16 protein-coding genes and 1 pseudogene are annotated in these 16,729 nt (G+C 35.9%); 12 read left to right on the forward strand and 5 right to left on the reverse strand.

Features of this window, described 5'->3' with window-relative positions; genetic code table 11:
- Positions 1 to 72 precede the first annotated feature (72 nt).
- From ACFVQC_RS06885 to ACFVQC_RS06900, 4 genes and pseudogenes are all read left to right on the forward strand, one after another.
- On the forward strand, positions 73 to 1,686 hold the full coding sequence (locus tag ACFVQC_RS06885) for a long-chain fatty acid--CoA ligase (RefSeq protein WP_377897817.1): 1,614 nt from the start codon (positions 73 to 75) through the stop codon (positions 1,684 to 1,686).
- A gap of 123 nt (positions 1,687 to 1,809) precedes the next feature.
- Entirely contained in the window at positions 1,810 to 2,385 is a 576-nt protein-coding gene (locus ACFVQC_RS06890; protein WP_377897819.1) for a biotin transporter BioY, read from the forward strand.
- Positions 2,386 to 2,450: 65 nt separating this feature from the next.
- Positions 2,451 to 3,913 (forward strand): annotated as a pseudogene (locus ACFVQC_RS06895) (acyl-CoA synthetase).
- Positions 3,906 to 5,003 (forward strand): acetyl-CoA C-acyltransferase, encoded by a 1,098-nt coding sequence (locus tag ACFVQC_RS06900; protein WP_377897821.1) that lies wholly within the window; start codon positions 3,906 to 3,908, stop codon positions 5,001 to 5,003. Before ACFVQC_RS06895 ends, ACFVQC_RS06900 begins: the two are co-directional and overlap by 8 nt.
- 8 nt (positions 5,004 to 5,011) lie before the next feature.
- On the opposite strand, the gene ACFVQC_RS06905 is transcribed toward ACFVQC_RS06900, so the two are convergent.
- Entirely contained in the window at positions 5,012 to 5,593 is a 582-nt protein-coding gene (locus ACFVQC_RS06905) for a DUF6434 domain-containing protein (RefSeq protein ID WP_377897823.1), read from the reverse strand.
- Between the two features lie 104 nt (positions 5,594 to 5,697).
- On the opposite strand from ACFVQC_RS06905, the gene ACFVQC_RS06910 reads away from it, so the two are divergent.
- Complete coding sequence (locus ACFVQC_RS06910) at positions 5,698 to 6,141, forward strand: NUDIX hydrolase (RefSeq protein ID WP_377897824.1); 444 nt, start codon at positions 5,698 to 5,700, stop codon at positions 6,139 to 6,141.
- A gap of 235 nt (positions 6,142 to 6,376) precedes the next feature.
- On the opposite strand, the gene ACFVQC_RS06915 is transcribed toward ACFVQC_RS06910, so the two are convergent.
- Positions 6,377 to 7,579 carry an alanyl-tRNA editing protein gene (locus tag ACFVQC_RS06915; protein ID WP_377892320.1) on the reverse strand — a complete coding sequence of 401 codons (1,203 nt, stop codon included), beginning with the start codon at positions 7,577 to 7,579 and terminating at the stop codon, positions 6,377 to 6,379.
- Positions 7,580 to 7,716: 137 nt separating this feature from the next.
- Here ACFVQC_RS06915 and ACFVQC_RS06920 point away from each other — a divergent pair, with 137 nt between their 5' ends.
- Both ACFVQC_RS06920 and ACFVQC_RS06925 read left to right on the forward strand, forming a co-directional pair.
- Entirely contained in the window at positions 7,717 to 8,109 is a 393-nt protein-coding gene (locus tag ACFVQC_RS06920) for a hypothetical protein (RefSeq protein WP_002087793.1), read from the forward strand.
- A gap of 84 nt (positions 8,110 to 8,193) precedes the next feature.
- On the forward strand, positions 8,194 to 9,432 hold the full coding sequence (locus tag ACFVQC_RS06925; RefSeq protein WP_377892316.1) for an MDR family MFS transporter: 1,239 nt from the start codon (positions 8,194 to 8,196) through the stop codon (positions 9,430 to 9,432).
- Positions 9,433 to 9,490: 58 nt separating this feature from the next.
- Here ACFVQC_RS06925 and ACFVQC_RS06930 read toward each other — a convergent pair whose 3' ends face one another.
- Together ACFVQC_RS06930 and ACFVQC_RS06935 are read right to left on the reverse strand one after the other, a co-directional pair.
- Positions 9,491 to 9,871, reverse strand: a complete 381-nt coding sequence (locus ACFVQC_RS06930) for an Hsp20/alpha crystallin family protein (protein ID WP_002014278.1) — start codon at positions 9,869 to 9,871, stop codon at positions 9,491 to 9,493.
- Between the two features lie 125 nt (positions 9,872 to 9,996).
- A complete protein-coding gene (locus tag ACFVQC_RS06935; RefSeq protein ID WP_002014281.1) occupies positions 9,997 to 10,140 on the reverse strand; it encodes a small acid-soluble spore protein P in 144 nt (47 codons plus the stop codon).
- Between the two features lie 121 nt (positions 10,141 to 10,261).
- On the opposite strand from ACFVQC_RS06935, the gene ACFVQC_RS06940 reads away from it, so the two are divergent.
- Together ACFVQC_RS06940 and pdaB are read left to right on the forward strand one after the other, a co-directional pair.
- Entirely contained in the window at positions 10,262 to 10,525 is a 264-nt protein-coding gene (locus tag ACFVQC_RS06940) for a hypothetical protein (protein WP_377897826.1), read from the forward strand.
- Between the two features lie 47 nt (positions 10,526 to 10,572).
- On the forward strand, positions 10,573 to 11,298 hold the full coding sequence (pdaB, locus tag ACFVQC_RS06945; RefSeq protein WP_377897828.1) for a polysaccharide deacetylase family sporulation protein PdaB: 726 nt from the start codon (positions 10,573 to 10,575) through the stop codon (positions 11,296 to 11,298).
- 37 nt (positions 11,299 to 11,335) lie between these two features.
- Here the strand turns inward: pdaB and sspO are convergent, their stop codons facing one another.
- Positions 11,336 to 11,485, reverse strand: a complete 150-nt coding sequence (sspO, locus tag ACFVQC_RS06950) for a small acid-soluble spore protein O (RefSeq protein WP_377897830.1) — start codon at positions 11,483 to 11,485, stop codon at positions 11,336 to 11,338.
- Between the two features lie 278 nt (positions 11,486 to 11,763).
- Between sspO and acnA the strand changes: the two genes are divergently transcribed.
- The 3 genes from acnA (at position 11,764) to ACFVQC_RS06965 (ending at position 16,710) form a co-directional block, all read left to right on the forward strand.
- Positions 11,764 to 14,487 carry an aconitate hydratase AcnA gene (gene acnA / locus ACFVQC_RS06955; protein WP_377897832.1) on the forward strand — a complete coding sequence of 908 codons (2,724 nt, stop codon included), beginning with the start codon at positions 11,764 to 11,766 and terminating at the stop codon, positions 14,485 to 14,487.
- A 139-nt stretch (positions 14,488 to 14,626) separates the two neighbouring features.
- Entirely contained in the window at positions 14,627 to 14,863 is a 237-nt protein-coding gene (locus tag ACFVQC_RS06960) for a CPBP family intramembrane glutamic endopeptidase (RefSeq protein ID WP_377898139.1), read from the forward strand.
- A 188-nt stretch (positions 14,864 to 15,051) separates the two neighbouring features.
- The gene (locus ACFVQC_RS06965; protein WP_377892304.1) at positions 15,052 to 16,710 is read left to right on the forward strand and encodes an ABC transporter ATP-binding protein; all 1,659 of its coding nucleotides are present in this window, start codon (positions 15,052 to 15,054) and stop codon (positions 16,708 to 16,710) included.
- The last annotated feature ends 19 nt before the right edge of the window (positions 16,711 to 16,729 follow it).

A 16,729-nucleotide genomic window follows, 5' to 3' on the forward strand; every position in this document is an offset into this window, starting at 1 on the left:
TATCGTAATTTTTTGTAGAAGTCTGTTATAATGAACGAAATGAAAACGCTTTAAAGGGAGGATGTAAACAATATGATGATGAATGTACCTCTAACAATTAGTTCTATGATGGAAAGGGCAGAAAAACTATTCCCAAAGAAAGAAATCATTTCACGGACGCATGATACAGTTACGACCTTAACGTATAAGCAGCTAGGAGAAAGGACAAGAAGGCTTTCCAGTGCGTTAAAAAAGCTTGGGATTAAAGAAGGCGAGCGCATAGGAACGTTAGCGTGGAATCATCATCGACATGTAGAAGCATATTTTGCTATTCCAGGTATTGCTTCCGTTTTACACACAATTAATATTCGTTTATCTCCTCAACATATTTCATACATTATTCAACATGCAGAAGATCGAATTCTACTTATTGATGAAGATCTCGTACCACTTGTTGAAAATATTCAATCACAATTATCAACCGTACAAGCCTACATTATTATGACTGATAAAGACGAACTTCCAAAAACTACACTTCAGCCTGTATATCATTATGAAAAGCTATTAGAAGAAGGCGATCCCAATTTCCAATTTGTAAAAGATATTGATGAAAATACACCTGCCGGTATGTGTTATACGTCAGCGACTACAGGGAATCCAAAAGGTGTTGTTTATACACATCGTAGTACAGTGCTGCACTGTATGGCGCTCGGGTTAGCAGATACGACAGCTTTATCGGAAAGTGATGCGGCGATGGCAATCGTACCAATGTTTCATGTGAATGCTTGGGGACTTCCTTTTGCAGCTACTTGGTTTGGAACAAAACAAGTTCTGCCGGGACCAATGTTTACTCCGAAAATTTTATTAGAAATGATTCAAACTGAAAAAGTAACGATAGCTGCGGGTGTGCCGACAATTTGGCTTGGTGTTTTACAAGAGTTAGAAAATAATAGTTACGATTTATCTAGTGTTACGAGAATATTATGCGGTGGTGCGGCTGCACCGAAAAGTGTTATTAAAGCATTTGAGCAAAAATATAATGTTCCTTTCGTACATGCATATGGTATGACTGAAACAAGCCCACTCGTAACACTTGCACGTTTAAAAAGTTATGAAACAGAATTATCGTATGAAGAGCAATTGGAAATCCGTTCCAAACAAGGATATCTTGTCCCTGGTGTAGAGATGAAAGTAGTCGGTACAAACGGTGAAGTGAAGTGGGATGGTACTGCGATGGGAGAGTTATGTTTACGAGCACCTTGGATCGCTGAAAGCTATTATAACGATGATCGTACTGTCGAAGGATTCCGAGACGGTTGGTTATATACTGGTGATGTCGTTACAGTTGATGAGGAAGGCTGCGTGAAAATTGTTGATCGTACGAAAGATGTTATTAAAAGCGGAGGAGAATGGATTTCCTCAGTGGATCTTGAAAATGCTTTAATGGCACATGATGCTATATTTGAAGCGGCTGTCGTTGCAGTTCCTCATCCGCAGTGGCAAGAGCGCCCAATTGCCTGCGTTGTTCAAAAGAAAAATAGTACGGTTACAAAAGAAGAGATATATGAGTTTTTAAAACCGCAGTTTGCGAAGTGGTGGTTACCAGATGATATTGTATTTATGGAAGAAATACCGAAAACATCTGTTGGAAAGTTTTTAAAACAGGCACTTCGAAAAGAACTTGAGTATTTGCATAAAGAGAAATAATTGAATTTATAATTGTAAACCATGACGAAAATTAAGTTGACAAAAGGTAGATAGAAAGATAATATAACTCCTATAATATGTTATCTAAAAAAAAATTTAAGTTTACAAATAGGAGAAGCAAACATGAATACAAAAAACTTAGTTTTCGTCGCTTTATTTAGTTCTATTATGGGAGTGCTAGGGTTAATACCTCCAATTGCTCTTTCTATTACACCTGTTCCTATTACATTACAATCGCTTGGAGTTATGCTTGCGGGTGGATTGTTAGGATCTCGTCTTGGTGCACTCAGTCAGCTCATATTTTTACTTATTGTTGGAGTTGGAGCACCATTACTTGCGGGTGGACGCGGGGGTCCAGGCGTATTTGTTGGGCCAAGTGCAGGATATTTACTTGGTTATATCGTTGGAGCATTTGTAATTGGATATTTAATTGAACGTTTACGTGAAGTTTCTATTATAAAAGTATTATGCATTAATATAATTGGTGGTATTTTCGTAGTTTATGTATTTGGTATCATTGTCCAAGCTTTCGTAATGGATATTTCCGTATGGGAAACGATGAAAGTAAGTGTCGTATTTTTACCAGGTGATTGCATAAAGGCGACTATAGCAGCGATTCTTGTGACAAGATTACATCGCTCATTGAAACATATTATTACGCCTGCTTTGAAGAATAAAAAATTTACAAATGTAGGATAAGAAAAAGGAGAAACACGTTACGTGCGTGTTTCTTTTTATTATTTTGTAAAGAAAGGACGTCTCATATGGGGATTACAAAAGAATACAAAAAATATGCCTCTTTACAACCGAATAAAATAGCGATTAAAGAAAATGATAGAGTGTTAACCTATAAAGATTGGTACGATTCAGTTTGTAAAGTAGCAAACTGTTTGAATGAAAATGAATCGAAGAATAAAACAGTAGCAATTGTATTAGAAAATTGTACTGAGTTTTTACAAATATTTGCGGGTTCCGCAATGGCTGGATGGGTTTGTGTGCCGCTAGATATAAAATGGAAACGAGATGAACTTCAAGACAGACTAGCGATTAGTAAACCGGATATTATTGTGGCGGAGCAGTATAGGCTTAGTGATATATCCTGCGAAGAAGGAAGGGTTATTGAGATTGAAGAATGGAAAGAAATGATTGAGAACTATCTTCCTACATATCATCCTGTAGAAAATGTACAAAACGCTCCTTTTTATATGGGATTTACATCAGGATCGACTGGAAAAGCAAAAGCGTTTTTACGTGCTCAACAGTCATGGGTACATAGTTTCGATTGTAATGTACATGATTTTTATATAAAAAATACAGATTCTATTTTAATAGCTGGGACGCTTGTTCATTCTTTATTCTTATATGGAGCAATAAGTGCATTATTTTTAGGGCAAACGGTACACATAATGAGAAAGTTTGTACCAGTTCAAGTGCTAGCTAGTATAAAGATAGAGAATATTGCTGTAATGTATACAGTCCCGACAATGCTTGAGTCTTTATATAAAGAAAATAGAGTAATAGAAAATGAAATGAAAATTATTTCGTCAGGAGCGAAATGGGAAGCTGAAGCGAAAGAAAAGATGAAGAATATGTTTCCTTATGCAAAAAGATATGAATTTTATGGTGCATCTGAGCTAAGCTTTGTAACGGCATTGGTCGATGAAGAGAGTGAAAGAAAGCCGAATTCAGTAGGGAAACCTTGTCATAATGTACAAGTTCGAATATGTAATGAAGTAGGAGAAGAAGTACAGGCAGGCGAGGTAGGAACCGTTTATGTGAAAAGTGATCAGTTTTTTATGGGCTATGTATCGGATGGAGCTATAATCCCGCAATTGTCTAAGGATGGTTGGATGACAGTAGAAGATGTGGGCTACCAAGATGAAGAAGGCTTTATATATATTGTTGGTAGAGAGAAGAATATGATTTTATTTGGAGGAATCAATATCTACCCAGAAGAGATAGAAAGTTTGCTATATACGCATCCAGCTGTTGAAGAAATTGTTGTTGTCGGTATAAAAGATAGTTATTGGGGGAAAAGCCTGTCGCTATCGTAAAAGGAAGTGCTACAAAGCAACAATTAAAGAGCTTTTGCCTACAAAGATTATCATCTTTTAAAATACCGAAAGAATGGCATTTTGTAGATGACATCCCTTATACAAGTAGCGGAAAAATAGCTCGCAATGCAGCAAAAAGTATCATTGAAAATCAGGAGAAGATATATGAATAGAGCGGTTATTGTAGAAGCGAAAAGGACGCCCATTGGTAAACAAAACGGGATGTTGAAAGATTATGAAGTTCAGCAATTACTAGCGCCGCTTCTTACGTTTCTAAGTAAAGGAATTGAGAGAGAAATAGATGATGTCATATTAGGAAATGTCGTTGGACCAGGAGGGAATATCGCAAGGTTGTCTGCTTTAGAAGCGGGGCTCGGTTATCATATTCCTGGTGTAACGATTGATCGGCAATGCGGCGCTGGCTTAGAAGCAATTCGTACTGCGTGTCATTTTATTCAAGGGGGTGCAGGTAATTGCTATATCGCTGGGGGAGTGGAGAGTACAAGTACGTCACCTTTTCAAAATAGAGCACGGTTTTCGCCTGAAACAATTGGGGATCCAGATATGGGATTAGCGGCTGAGTATGTTGCAGAGCAATATAACATAACAAAAGAGATGCAAGATGAATATGCTTGTCTTAGCTATAAAAGAACGCTGCAAGCATTAGAAAAAGGATATAAACAAGAAGAGATATTACCTCATTATTTTAATGGATTATTAGATGAATCTATAAAGCGAGAAATGAATTATGAAAGAATGATTAAGAGAACGAAACCTGGATTTTTACAAAATGGAACAGTAACGGCAGGGAATTCGTGTGGTGTAAATGACGGGGCATGTGCTGTTCTTGTAATGGAAGAGGGGCAAGCTCGGGAATTAGGATATAAGCCAGTTCTTCGTTTCGTTCATAGTGCTGTAGTTGGAGTTGACCCGAATCTTCCAGGAACTGGTCCGATATTTGCCGTACAAAAACTACTTAGAGAAATGAATTTAGTAATAGAAGATATTGATTGTATTGAGATGAATGAAGCGTTCGCCGCTAAAGTTGTTGCATGTGCGCAAACGTTACAAATTCCGTATGAAAAGTTAAATGTAACTGGTGGTGCAATAGCACTTGGTCATCCGTACGGTGCGTCTGGAGCTATGCTTGTAACACGCTTGTTTTATCAGGCTAAAAGAGAGTATATGAAATATGGAATTGCTACATTAGGAATTGGGGGAGGGATAGGGCTTGCTCTATTATTTGAGAAAGTAGAAAACTAGCAAGATAACTAGTTTTCTATTTTTTCAGGAATATAGGCGTTGTTACCAGGTTTTGCTTTTATTTTGTTCCAAGCAGCGATAGCATCTGTTTTTGATTTTCCTTTGTTGTATGGGTCTTCGAAAAAAGCGCGAGTAAAACGATTGTATTCAAACTGTGTACCGATAGTTGTTTTATAGGATGGTTCTTTTTTACGTTCGTTTTCTTCGTACCAAAACGTTATCGCGTCTTCATACGTTTTTCCGGTATTCTTTTTAAAAAACTTTTGAAGGGCTACTGTAAAGCGGAAGTTTGCTCCAATTTTTTCTTTGAAAAAAGCACGCACATCTTCACTACAGCGGTGATTTTCAGTAATAATTGTTTGAAGAGAAAGATCTTTATAAGAGAGGGAAGTTTTACTTACCTTTTGATGAGAACAGTTTTTTAATATTTTACCTGTAGTTAAATAGTGTGAGATACGCTCGGTTATTTCGATTTTAGAGCCACTAGCTGGTAAATCATGCTCACGACAAAATGTTTGCAGTTCTGTTTTTAACCAATAATAGTTTTGGAAATCTTCAAGAGATATAGACTTTGTTAAAGGTGGGCGCATGCATATAACAACTTCTTTCTTCCATAATTTCCTTTAATTATAAAACATACGTTCTTTTTGTGGAAGGATTAATTTATAAATTTAATAGGAAGAGGAGATTACATATGGAAAATGTAATGCAAGTTCGTGTTACTGGGATTTTAATTGAAGGTGAAAAGGTATTGCTAGTAAAACAAAAAGTTGCGAATCGGAATTGGTCTTTACCTGGGGGAAGAGTAGAGAACGGTGAAACGTTAGAAGAAGCGATGATTCGAGAAATGAGAGAAGAAACCGGATTAGAAGTTAAGATTAAGAGACTACTCTATGTTTGTGATAAACCAGATGCTATCCCATCTTTATTGCATATTACATTTCTGCTTGAAAGGATTGCAGGTGAAATCAAGCTTCCGTCTAATGAATTTGATCTTAATCCAATTCATGATGTACAAATGGTAGCGATAGAAGAATTGAGTAGATATGGTTTTTCTGAGAAGTTCATTAAACTTGCATCTGAAAAGTTCTTGAACGCAGGAAGTTATCAAGGATTAAAACAAAATATTGGTTTGTAAACATAAGAGGAGGCTGTTATTTTAGAACAGCCTCCTCTTACTCTATAAGTTGTGTTTATTGTCGTATTTTGTTGGAAAATCGATATTTCTTATAGAATCGTTGATATATTTTGATTTATGATAGATATATTTGAAAAATCGTTAATAATAATTTCATTTACTGTATTACTATGTATGAAGCAAAGCAGCAAAGAGGATATCATCCAGTTCAATGACATCCCATTCATAAAATAATCTACACTGCTGACTGTAAAGAAGAAACAAGTTGATTTAAAAACTCATCCCCACTCATAATCACTTTCCCACCACCACGAGCACTCTTTTTATTTCCTCCGCCTTTTCCTTCAATAGAAGGGAGGGCATCTTTTAAAAGTGTATTCATATCGAGTGTCACTGCTTTACCACAAGCAAGAATACATTGTAATTTGTCCTCATTTTCAATAACAAAATATGTAATTGCGTGTTCTTGTTGTTCTGTAATAATAGCGGATAGTTTTGCGATTTCTTGCATGGAACGATTTGTAAATACTTTAGAAATAAGTATTCCAGCGTATATTTCTGCAGGTTGTTGCAATAGTTCATTTGCTTCTACAAATAATAGTTTTTCATTCATTGCTTGTACTGCCTTTTCGTTTTCTTTTTGAGAGGTAAGAAGTTGTGCCACTTTTACTGGAATATCAGTTTCGCTACTGTTCAATTGCTTAGAAACATCTGTTAATATTTGTTGATGTTGTCCCATTAATTTAAGAGAGCGCCAACCAGCGATAAATGTTAAGCGTATACCACCTTTATTGCGCTCCCATCCTAGTACTTGAATAGGGCCTACTTCACCTGTATGTTTCGGGTGTGTTCCACCACAACCGTTGTAGTCATAGTTTTCGATGATAACAACCCGTATATTTTCTGTCATAGTTGGTTCTTTGCGAAGGGGTAATGCTTTGGCCTCTTCTAAGTTCATCCATTTAATACGAATAGGGTGGTTTTCAAAAACAATTTGATTAGCAATTTGTGCGGCCTTCTCAACAGTTTCTGTAGAAAGATTGGCAGTTTCTAAATCAATGGTTATAGTTTCTTTTCCAAGATGGAACCCGATCGTCGGTATGTTAAAGTGATCCCAAAAAGCAGCGGATAAAATGTGCTGAGCCGTATGTTGTTGCATATGGTCAAAACGACGTTGCCAATCTATTTTCCCGTCTACTTCTTCTGTATGTAGTTGTTCTGCAATGAAGTGACGAATTTCTCCATCTATTTCTTCAACATTAATTACCGGAATGCCATTTAAAGTTCCAGTGTCATGTGGTTGCCCGCCGCCTGTTGGATAAAATGTAGTTTCATTTAAGACAACATATAAGTTTCCTTCTGTATCATGCTCTTGTTTTATAACTTTAGTTGTAAAGGTTTGCTGATAAGCATCGTTGTAATATAATTTTTGCTCCAATTTTCTTTCCCCTTTCGTGTTAGCTAGTTTCATTGTAAAGCAATTGAAATTAGTTTCCTAATATTTCAGAAGAAAGAAACTATTTTTAGAATTTTCTTGCTATAATAAGAAAAAGAAAATGCGGGGGTGGAATGAAAATGCCATATGAAAACGGCGTGGATAAGTTGCTTAGTTTAAGCAGAAATATTTCCGAATTATATCGAGAACTAAATGAAATGACCCGGATTTTAACGGAATGTAACCGAGAAAGTGTGAAATTTGATCGGTTATATGTAAAGGAGTTACTTTGGAAAAAAGAAGATGTGATAGAGAAGTATGAACAATTACTCGTCCAGCTTTGTATTAATGAATGCTTTGATTTAAAAAGTGTAATTACTGGCGAATATAAGTATACATATGAAGAAGTAGAAAGCATTGTTTTAGAATTTAATGAAAAATATAATGTAGCTATTTTGATTAAAGATGTTTGTAAGGAATTACAGTTTACATACGGAATTGATATGGAAATAACGAGAACAGCTCGGGTATAAACATCTCAAGTGTAGAGAAAGGAAAAAGAAAGCAGATCCTTTGCTTTCTTTTTTTATGTAGGAAAAGGGAGAGTAGGTTTAAAGATGAAGGGGAAGTTACAAAATATTCATCCACTTGGAATGAGTATCATTATAGGGACATTATTTGCTAGGTTTGCAACTTCAATGAGCATTCCTTTTTTAGCGATTTATTTAACGACTGTTAAAGACGTATCGGCTGGAATGACCGGTGCTATCATTGGAACGAGTGCGCTTGTTGGAGTGTTTGCTAGTTTTATTGGGGGCAATTTATCGGATCGAGTTGGTCGAAAGATGATTATAATATGGTCCATGATTGTTTGGGTGTTTGTATTTATAGGATTTTCAGTTGCAGAGCATGTTTTGAGTTTCTTTCTATTAAACGCTTTGAATGGATTATGTCGTTCTTTTTTTGAACCGACATCAAGAGCTTTATTATCAGATTTAACGAAACCAGAGTATCGTTTACTCGTATATAATTTGCGTTACGGTGCAATAAATGTTGGAGTAGCGATGGGTCCACTTGTTGGATTACAGATTGGAAGTGCAAAATCAACGATTCCTTTTTTGGTAGCCGCTGGAGTGTACATTTTATATACAGTTATATTAGCGTTTCAATTTAAGAAATATCCACTTGATAAAAAGAAAGTAACTACAGAAAATCCGGTCACAATGTTAAGTGCGGTTCGGATTTTGCGAAAAGACATAGTATTTTTAGTTGCTTTAGTCGGAATCATTTTGAGTAATAGTGGTTTTTCACATTTAACGACAACACTATCTCAATATTTTGCAAACGCACATATATTTCAAGATGGAGTAAAGTTGTTCTCATATATGCTAACTTTAAATGCGATTACAGTAGTAGTTATTCAATACCCTGTTATTCAAATGTGTAAAAAGTATACGCCGTTAGCATCTATTATGGTTGGAACGTTATTTGTGAGCGGGGGATTGTTTGGATTTGGACTAGTAGAATCTATGTTAGGGGCTGCTATATGTACAATTATTTTTACATTCGGAGAAGTATTAATGTTTTCAATGACAGATGTATTTATTGATGAGATAGCTGTTTCACATTTGAAAGGGACATATTTTGGAGCTATGGGCTTTTCAGGAATTGGAGTAGTAATTGGTCCTTGGTTTGGCGGGATACTTCTCGATCAGTATGGATATCAAAATGGCTTTATAGTATTTTTAATATTAGCTATATTTTCAAGCATAGCGTTCCCAGTTCTTTTAGTGACAAAAGGTTTAATGAAAAAAAGATATATTAGAAATTCTAAAATAGAAATACATGCGAAATAACATGAGCCCGAGCAAACTAAAAGGTTGCTCGGGCTCATGTTTGTGTTTATAGTAATCCTTAATTTGAAAAAAGAACTTTCTTTTCATGTTTATTGGCAACTTCGTTTTTGGAAATATGAATGGCTAAACATCCATTCTCTAAACAGGCTAGCATCTTGTTATAAATGATATTAGTAGGTAAAGGAACAATCCGCTGTAAAGAAGTGTTTTTATAAAGTATACAAATGTTTAGGCCTGTCTCCATCTTTTTAATGAGTACATTTTGTGCAGTTGCATTTGGTACATCTGTTTCCAAAATGTATTCTTGTTCTGTTTCACAAAGGTCAATATGAATTTGATTTGGAAAACTAAAGTTGCTACAAGAATCAGAACAAAATTGATCCATCCATTCTTCGAAACCATCAACATGAAAAAGACAATCCTTCTTTTTCTTGCCCATGAAAGACACCCTCCGTAAAATCTCAATTCATACTATGTTATGCATGAATGAAATAGAGGTGAAGAACAAATAGAAAAATATAAACATTTTATGTGAAAGATACAGTGTGTGTGAATGCTTTTGCTTTACATATCATGATGTGCATGATTTTTTTGACGTGAATGATTACGATTTTTAACTTTGTGAGATCCACTTAAAGGTTCGGGCTGTCCAGAAGATTGCCCTTTTTTCTCGTTTTGACGATTAGATTGATTATTGTTTTTACCCATTGTATTTTACACCTCCTCTCCCTATTTAGAATGAGAGAAGTTTGCAAATTTATACGAGAATGTTTTTTGAGAAACAGGTAAAGATAAGTAGGACTAACTCATATAGGAAGGGGAAAGTGTTATGCCATATCATAAAGATAAGCAACAGGCTTTTCAGGCCGCGCAGCAAGGGGTTGTTCAAGCGGAAAATATATTCAATAATATTGTGAAAAATGACCCGAATTACGGCCATGATTTAAAAGAGTTACGCCAAGAAGTGCAAGAGGCGTACGAACAGATTCAAAATGCACTTGAAGTAGCATCAGAAACGCAGCGTCCACAACTTGAGCAATATGAAAGTAATCTCCAAAATATTATGCGAAATGTAGATCAATTAGAAAGGTGAAAGAAGGTTGTTGTAAATTCAACAACCTCAAAACTTTTAGAGCTAATATGCAGAAACAAAAAATTATTCTATTAATTTTTTCTTTAATTTGTGCAGTACATATATTTCAAGTGGACAAAGTGGAAGCTAAAATGTTGTTAAGAAAAGAGCTAGAGCCAACTGGCTATGTAACATGGGAAGTGCCAAATAATGAAAAAATTATCGCAATTACATTTGATGATGGACCGGACCCAACTTATACACCGCAAGTATTAGAGTTATTACGTCAATATAAAGCGGAAGCGACTTTTTTTATGATTGGCTTTCGAGTTCAGCGTAATCCGTACTTAGTAAAGCAAGTGTTGAAAGAAGGGCATGAAATCGGAAATCATACGATGAATCATTTGTATGCGAGTAATTCATCAGATGAAAAATTAGAACATGATATTTTAAATGGAAAGAAATATTTTGAAAAATGGGTGAAAGAACCTTTATTGTTCCGTCCACCAGGTGGATATATTAATGATGCTGTATTTACTACGGCAAAAAGAGCTGGGTATCAAATTGTTCTATGGTCATGGCATCAAGATCCTCGTGATTGGGCGAATCCAGGTACTGAATCCATAGTAAATCATGTTGTGAAAAATGCTAAAAGTGGAGATATTGTACTGTTGCACGATGGAGGAAGTGATCGTAGTCAAACAGTGGCGGCATTAGCAAAAATTTTACCTGAGCTGAAAAAGCAGGGGTATCGATTTGTAACAGTTTCGGAGTTGTTACGTTATAAACATTAGAGAAAATCCCAAAAGGTATACCTTTTGGGATTTTTCGTTACTGATTCTTTTTTCGTTTCTTATTATTTTGTCGCTCTGCTGGTGTTAAAGGTTCGTTTGCGAACTCTTCGTTATAACCAGTTCCTTGTCCTTGTGCGGATGCAGTATTCATTCCTGAAATAGTATGATTTGTTTTTCGTTTACCCATTTTTCTCACCTCTATAATGTTTTTTAAAGATGAATCATGAATTGTTCATAACATATATGAACGTAAAGTAAAGTACTTTACTTTACAATAATAGTATTTATAAGGAGCATGGACACTATTCAAATTTAGAAAGATAAAGAAAACTTATTATAATCCATAAGTTTCTTATTATTTACTTATTTAGAAAGTTGTAATAAGATATTATCGTAAGGTATTGAAAAGTTTGTCTACATTTTATATTCAGACAACTTAGTCACGTTTAACAGGGGGGAAACATAATGGTCAAACATAATCCATTTCAATCACGTGCAACTTTTGAATTAGATGGAAAGACGTATCATTATTATCAATTGAAAGCGCTTGAAAACGCAGGGGTTGGCAACGTATCTCAATTACCATATTCCGTGAAAGTTTTACTTGAATCTGTACTTCGTCAAGTAGACGGACGCGTAATTACAGAAGAACATGTTACAAATTTAGCGAAATGGGGAACGAAAGATGTTCAAGATATCGATGTTCCATTTAAACCATCTCGTGTAATCTTACAAGACTTCACAGGTGTTCCAGCTGTTGTAGATTTGGCTTCGCTTCGTAAAGCAATGGCAGATATGGGCGGAGATCCTGATAAAATTAATCCTGAAATTACTGTAGACCTTGTAATTGATCACTCTGTACAGGTTGATAGAGCGGGTACGGCAGACTCGCTTGCATTCAACATGGACTTAGAGTTTAAACGTAATGAAGAACGTTATAAATTTTTAAGCTGGGCACAGAAATCATTTGATAACTACCGTGCAGTTCCACCAGCAACAGGTATTGTACACCAAGTAAATCTTGAATATTTAGCACCGGTTGTTCATGCGGTGAAAAATGCTGAAGGTGACTTAGTTGCATACCCAGATTCATTAGTTGGAACTGACTCACATACAACAATGATTAATGGTATTGGTGTTCTTGGATGGGGCGTTGGTGGTATTGAAGCAGAAGCAGGAATGCTTGGACAGCCTTCATATTTCCCAGTACCTGAAGTAATTGGTGTGAAATTAACTGGTACACTTCCAAGTGGTACAACAGCAACTGACGTTGCATTAAAAGTAACACAAGTGTTACGTCAAAAAGGTGTAGTTGGTAAATTTGTTGAGTTCTTCGGTAATGGACTAAAGAGCATGCCTTTAGCTGACCGTGCAACAATTTCAAATATGGCACCAGAATACGGTGCAACTTGTGGATTCTTCCCAATCGACGATATTTCATTAGAATACTTACGTTTAACAGGTAGAGATGAAGAGCAAATTCGCGTTGTTGAAGAATATTGTAAAGCAAATGGATTATTCTATACAGCAGACAGTAAAGATCCAATCTATACTGATCTTGTTGAAATTGATTTAAATGCAATCGAATCTAACCTTTCTGGACCGAAACGTCCGCAAGATTTAATTCCGCTTTCAAATATGAAAGAAGAGTTCCATAAAGCTGTTGTAGCACCAGTTGGAACACAAGGACTTGGATTCAATGAGCAAGAGTTTGATAAAGAAGTGAAAGTTACATTAAAAGATCAAGAAGTAACGATGAAAACAGGCGGAATTGCAATCGCTGCGATTACAAGCTGTACAAATACGTCAAATCCATACGTATTAATTGGAGCAGGTTTAGTTGCGAAGAAAGCAATTGAAAAAGGACTTAAAGTACCTGGTTACGTAAAAACATCATTAGCACCAGGATCTAAAGTTGTTACAGAGTACTTAGATAAGTCTGGTTTAACAACGTATTTAGATCAATTAGGTTTCCAAACAGTTGGTTACGGCTGTACGACTTGTATCGGTAACTCTGGTCCATTAGCAGAGGAATTAGAAGAAGCAATCGCAGCAAACGATTTATTAGTAACATCTGTTTTATCTGGTAACCGTAACTTTGAAGGTCGTATTCATCCACTTGTAAAAGCAAATTACTTAGCATCACCACCACTTGTTGTGGCATATGCACTTGCAGGTACTGTTGATATTGACCTGAAAAATGATGAAATCGGTAAAGATGTAAATGGTAATGCTGTTTACTTTAATGATATTTGGCCATCAGCTAAAGAAATTGAAGATGTAGTTCAAAGTGTTGTTACATCTGAATTGTTCAAAAAAGAATATGCACAAGTATTTAACAGCAATGAGCGCTGGAATGAAATCCAAACTTCAAATGAAGCTTTATATACTTGGGATAATGATTCAACATACATTCAAAACCCACCATTCTTTGAAGGATTATCTAAAGAGCCAGGTGAAGTTGAAACATTATCAGGTTTACGCATCGTTGGTAAATTTGGTGATTCTGTAACGACAGACCATATTTCACCAGCAGGTTCAATTGGTAAACATACACCAGCTGGACGTTATTTACTAGAAAACGGCGTACAACCAGTTGACTTTAACTCTTACGGTTCTCGTCGTGGTAACCATGAAGTTATGATGCGTGGTACATTCGCAAATATCCGTATTAAAAACCAAATCGCACCAGGAACAGAAGGCGGATATACAACATATTGGCCAACTGGTGAAGTAACATCTATCTATGATGCTGCTATGAAGTATAAAGAAGATGGCACAGGCCTTCTAGTTGTTGCTGGTAAAGACTACGGTATGGGAAGTTCTCGTGACTGGGCTGCGAAAGGTACAAACTTATTAGGTATTAAAGCAGTAATCGCAGAGAGCTTCGAGCGTATTCACCGCAGTAACTTAGTATTAATGGGCGTATTACCATTACAATTTAAAGATGGAGACAGTGCTGAAACGTTAGGTCTTGTTGGTGACGAGTCATTTGAAATTCAAATTGACAAAACGGTTAGACCACGCGATCTTGTAAAAGTAGTTGCAATCGATTCAGAAGGAAAAGAGAAGCAATTTGAAGTAGTAGCTCGTTTCGATAGTGAAGTTGAAATTGACTACTACCGTCACGGTGGTATCTTGCAAATGGTTCTTCGTTCGAAAATCGAAGAGTCTAAAGTGTCAAACTAAAAGGATTCAACAATATTTGTTGAATGTATATTTTAAAGAGGGATGAGATTTTCTCATCCCTCTTTAGTATGAAAAATATCGGCAGATTTAAAGGCCTCTAAGTGGAAAACTTATTGACAGTTAATGTGGGATAGAAGAGATTCTAACAAAAAAAATCATTCTTGATACGTTACGAAAACGAACAAATGTCTACATTGCTTGCTTAATTACGTCCCTTGTATTTGCATTACTTCATATGGAGCTAGCAAGTGTTATTCCCTATACTTTAGCAGGATTGGTATATGCATTTTTATATGTAAAAACGGATAGATTAATTGTTCCTATTGTTGTTCATATGACAATGAATACACTTGCAATTTTAATGAAAATTATTTAATAAAAGAACTAAATATCGGCATTTAATAGGTCATTGGCAGAAGAGTTAGATCCTGATAAATTAGCAACTTTTATTTTGTGCTTTAAAACTTAAGTTTTTAAATTAATATGAGTAAACAAAAAGGAAAGGGATGAAACCATATGGTTTCATCCCTTTCCTTTTATTATGCAAAAATTGGAGGAATAACAATGAATGAGTATAGAAAAATAATGTTGCCGCTATTACAAGAAAAGCTATTGCTAATTAGTGCGATTTGTAGCGGGTTAGTAGCTGCCATTTTAAATTTATCTAGACCAATTTTCATGGGGCTAATTTTAGATAACCTTATTCAACAGGAATTAAAAGGTGCATATTTGTACATTGCATTGTTTGCCGGTAGCCGCTTTATGCTGTGGATGAATAATCTTTTATTTGATTATGTAAGCTCAAAAGCGAGTCAACGTATATTACAAAAGAAGCGTATAGATGTATTGCGTCATTTTTTCTCATTACCGTTTGAAGAGAGTGAGAAGATCCAGCAAGGTGAGTTAGAAACTTTAGTCGTTTCTGATATCCCGAACTGGATCAGGTTATATGGATCTATATTAATAGAATATATACATGCTATCGCGCAATTTATCGGTGCGATTATAGCACTACAGCATATAGATATGCAGTTCATATTGTGGGTAACTCCGTTTTTATTTTTAAGTGCAATTGTTCCAGTACTTATGGGAGAAAAGGTAAGGAATATTGCAAGCATTGCTCAAAAGAATCAATCAAGTGTAGTAGAGATGATGTCACAGTTTGTAAAAGGTATACAAGATTTACGGAGTTTACAAAAAGAAAAATGGGCCATCGGCTTATTTAAAGGAGTAACGGCACAATCTTATAAATCGGAAATAAAGAAGACAATGATGCAACACTGCATGGGAGTAGTTGGAACAGTGATTGAAACAGGAGCATATGTCATTGCTCTCATTATAGGTGCGCAAAAAATAATGAAAGGGGAAATGGAAGTTGGTTCACTTGTTGCAGTGTTAGCTACAATTGAAATGCTCTTTTTTCCAGTCCGTTACGTGGGGGAGTTACTAATGATGACACAAGTTGCAGTCGCTTCGGCAGATCGAGTTTTTTGTTTTTTAGATAAACGAGTGGCAGACAGTGAGGTGGAACAAGCTATGGGAATGAAGATAACAAATGTTTCATTTCAAGAGAATGATGAAGCGAAGTGTAGAATTAAAAATATTCATTTGGAGATTAATCCTGGGGAATTCGTGATCATTGTGGGAGAAAGTGGTGCAGGGAAAACGACGCTTTTAAAACTAATAACGGGTTTATATAAACCATCTAACGGTAGCGTTGTTTATTATGGTAATGAGGCTCGGATGACTACAGTATGGCAAGAACCACGTTTTTTTCGGACGACAATAAAAGAGAATATATATTTCGGGGAAGAGGGCTTAGAAAACCAGTTAGAAAAAAATGCTGAACTTGTAAATGTAACGCCGATTATTAGGGGGTTACCTGAAGGGAGTCAAACTGTACTACATAAAAGTGGTGAAGAGTTTTCTGGAGGGGAAAGAAAACGTCTTGCACTATTGCGAGCGATTGTATCAAATCCGAATCTCATTATTTTAGATGAACCGACTGCGGGGTTAGATCCGGGCAATCAAGAAGTGGTTTGGAATATGATTGAAGGGCTAGGAAGAGATGTAACGAGAATTGTGGCAACACATGACGTAGAGAGGGCAATACTAGCAGATCGCGTTATTGTAATGAGAGAAGGCAGTATTGTTGAATGTGGAAATCCTAGAGAGTTATTAAATCGTAATTCATTGCTTAAAGAAATGCTAATAAAAAGATAAGAGCTATGTAGCGCTCTTA

This window comes from Bacillus sp. NPDC057893, from assembly GCF_042796455.1.
Lineage (GTDB): Bacteria > Bacillota > Bacilli > Bacillales > Bacillaceae_G > Bacillus_A.

What these genes read in the sequence shown, in the direction of transcription:
- ACFVQC_RS06885 (WP_377897817.1), top strand. Translation starts at nt 73, where the DNA reads ATGATGATGAATGTACCTCTAACAATTAGTTCTATGATGGAAAGGGCA.
- ACFVQC_RS06890 (WP_377897819.1), top strand. Translation starts at nt 1,810, where the DNA reads ATGAATACAAAAAACTTAGTTTTCGTCGCTTTATTTAGTTCTATTATG.
- ACFVQC_RS06900 (WP_377897821.1), top strand. Translation starts at nt 3,906, where the DNA reads ATGAATAGAGCGGTTATTGTAGAAGCGAAAAGGACGCCCATTGGTAAA.
- ACFVQC_RS06905 (WP_377897823.1), bottom strand. Translation starts at nt 5,593, where the DNA reads ATGCGCCCACCTTTAACAAAGTCTATATCTCTTGAAGATTTCCAAAAC.
- ACFVQC_RS06910 (WP_377897824.1), top strand. Translation starts at nt 5,698, where the DNA reads ATGGAAAATGTAATGCAAGTTCGTGTTACTGGGATTTTAATTGAAGGT.
- ACFVQC_RS06920 (WP_002087793.1), top strand. Translation starts at nt 7,717, where the DNA reads ATGCCATATGAAAACGGCGTGGATAAGTTGCTTAGTTTAAGCAGAAAT.
- ACFVQC_RS06925 (WP_377892316.1), top strand. Translation starts at nt 8,194, where the DNA reads ATGAAGGGGAAGTTACAAAATATTCATCCACTTGGAATGAGTATCATT.
- ACFVQC_RS06930 (WP_002014278.1), bottom strand. Translation starts at nt 9,871, where the DNA reads ATGGGCAAGAAAAAGAAGGATTGTCTTTTTCATGTTGATGGTTTCGAA.
- ACFVQC_RS06935 (WP_002014281.1), bottom strand. Translation starts at nt 10,140, where the DNA reads ATGGGTAAAAACAATAATCAATCTAATCGTCAAAACGAGAAAAAAGGG.
- ACFVQC_RS06940 (WP_377897826.1), top strand. Translation starts at nt 10,262, where the DNA reads ATGCCATATCATAAAGATAAGCAACAGGCTTTTCAGGCCGCGCAGCAA.
- pdaB (WP_377897828.1), top strand. Translation starts at nt 10,573, where the DNA reads ATGCAGAAACAAAAAATTATTCTATTAATTTTTTCTTTAATTTGTGCA.
- sspO (WP_377897830.1), bottom strand. Translation starts at nt 11,485, where the DNA reads ATGGGTAAACGAAAAACAAATCATACTATTTCAGGAATGAATACTGCA.
- acnA (WP_377897832.1), top strand. Translation starts at nt 11,764, where the DNA reads ATGGTCAAACATAATCCATTTCAATCACGTGCAACTTTTGAATTAGAT.
- ACFVQC_RS06965 (WP_377892304.1), top strand. Translation starts at nt 15,052, where the DNA reads ATGAATGAGTATAGAAAAATAATGTTGCCGCTATTACAAGAAAAGCTA.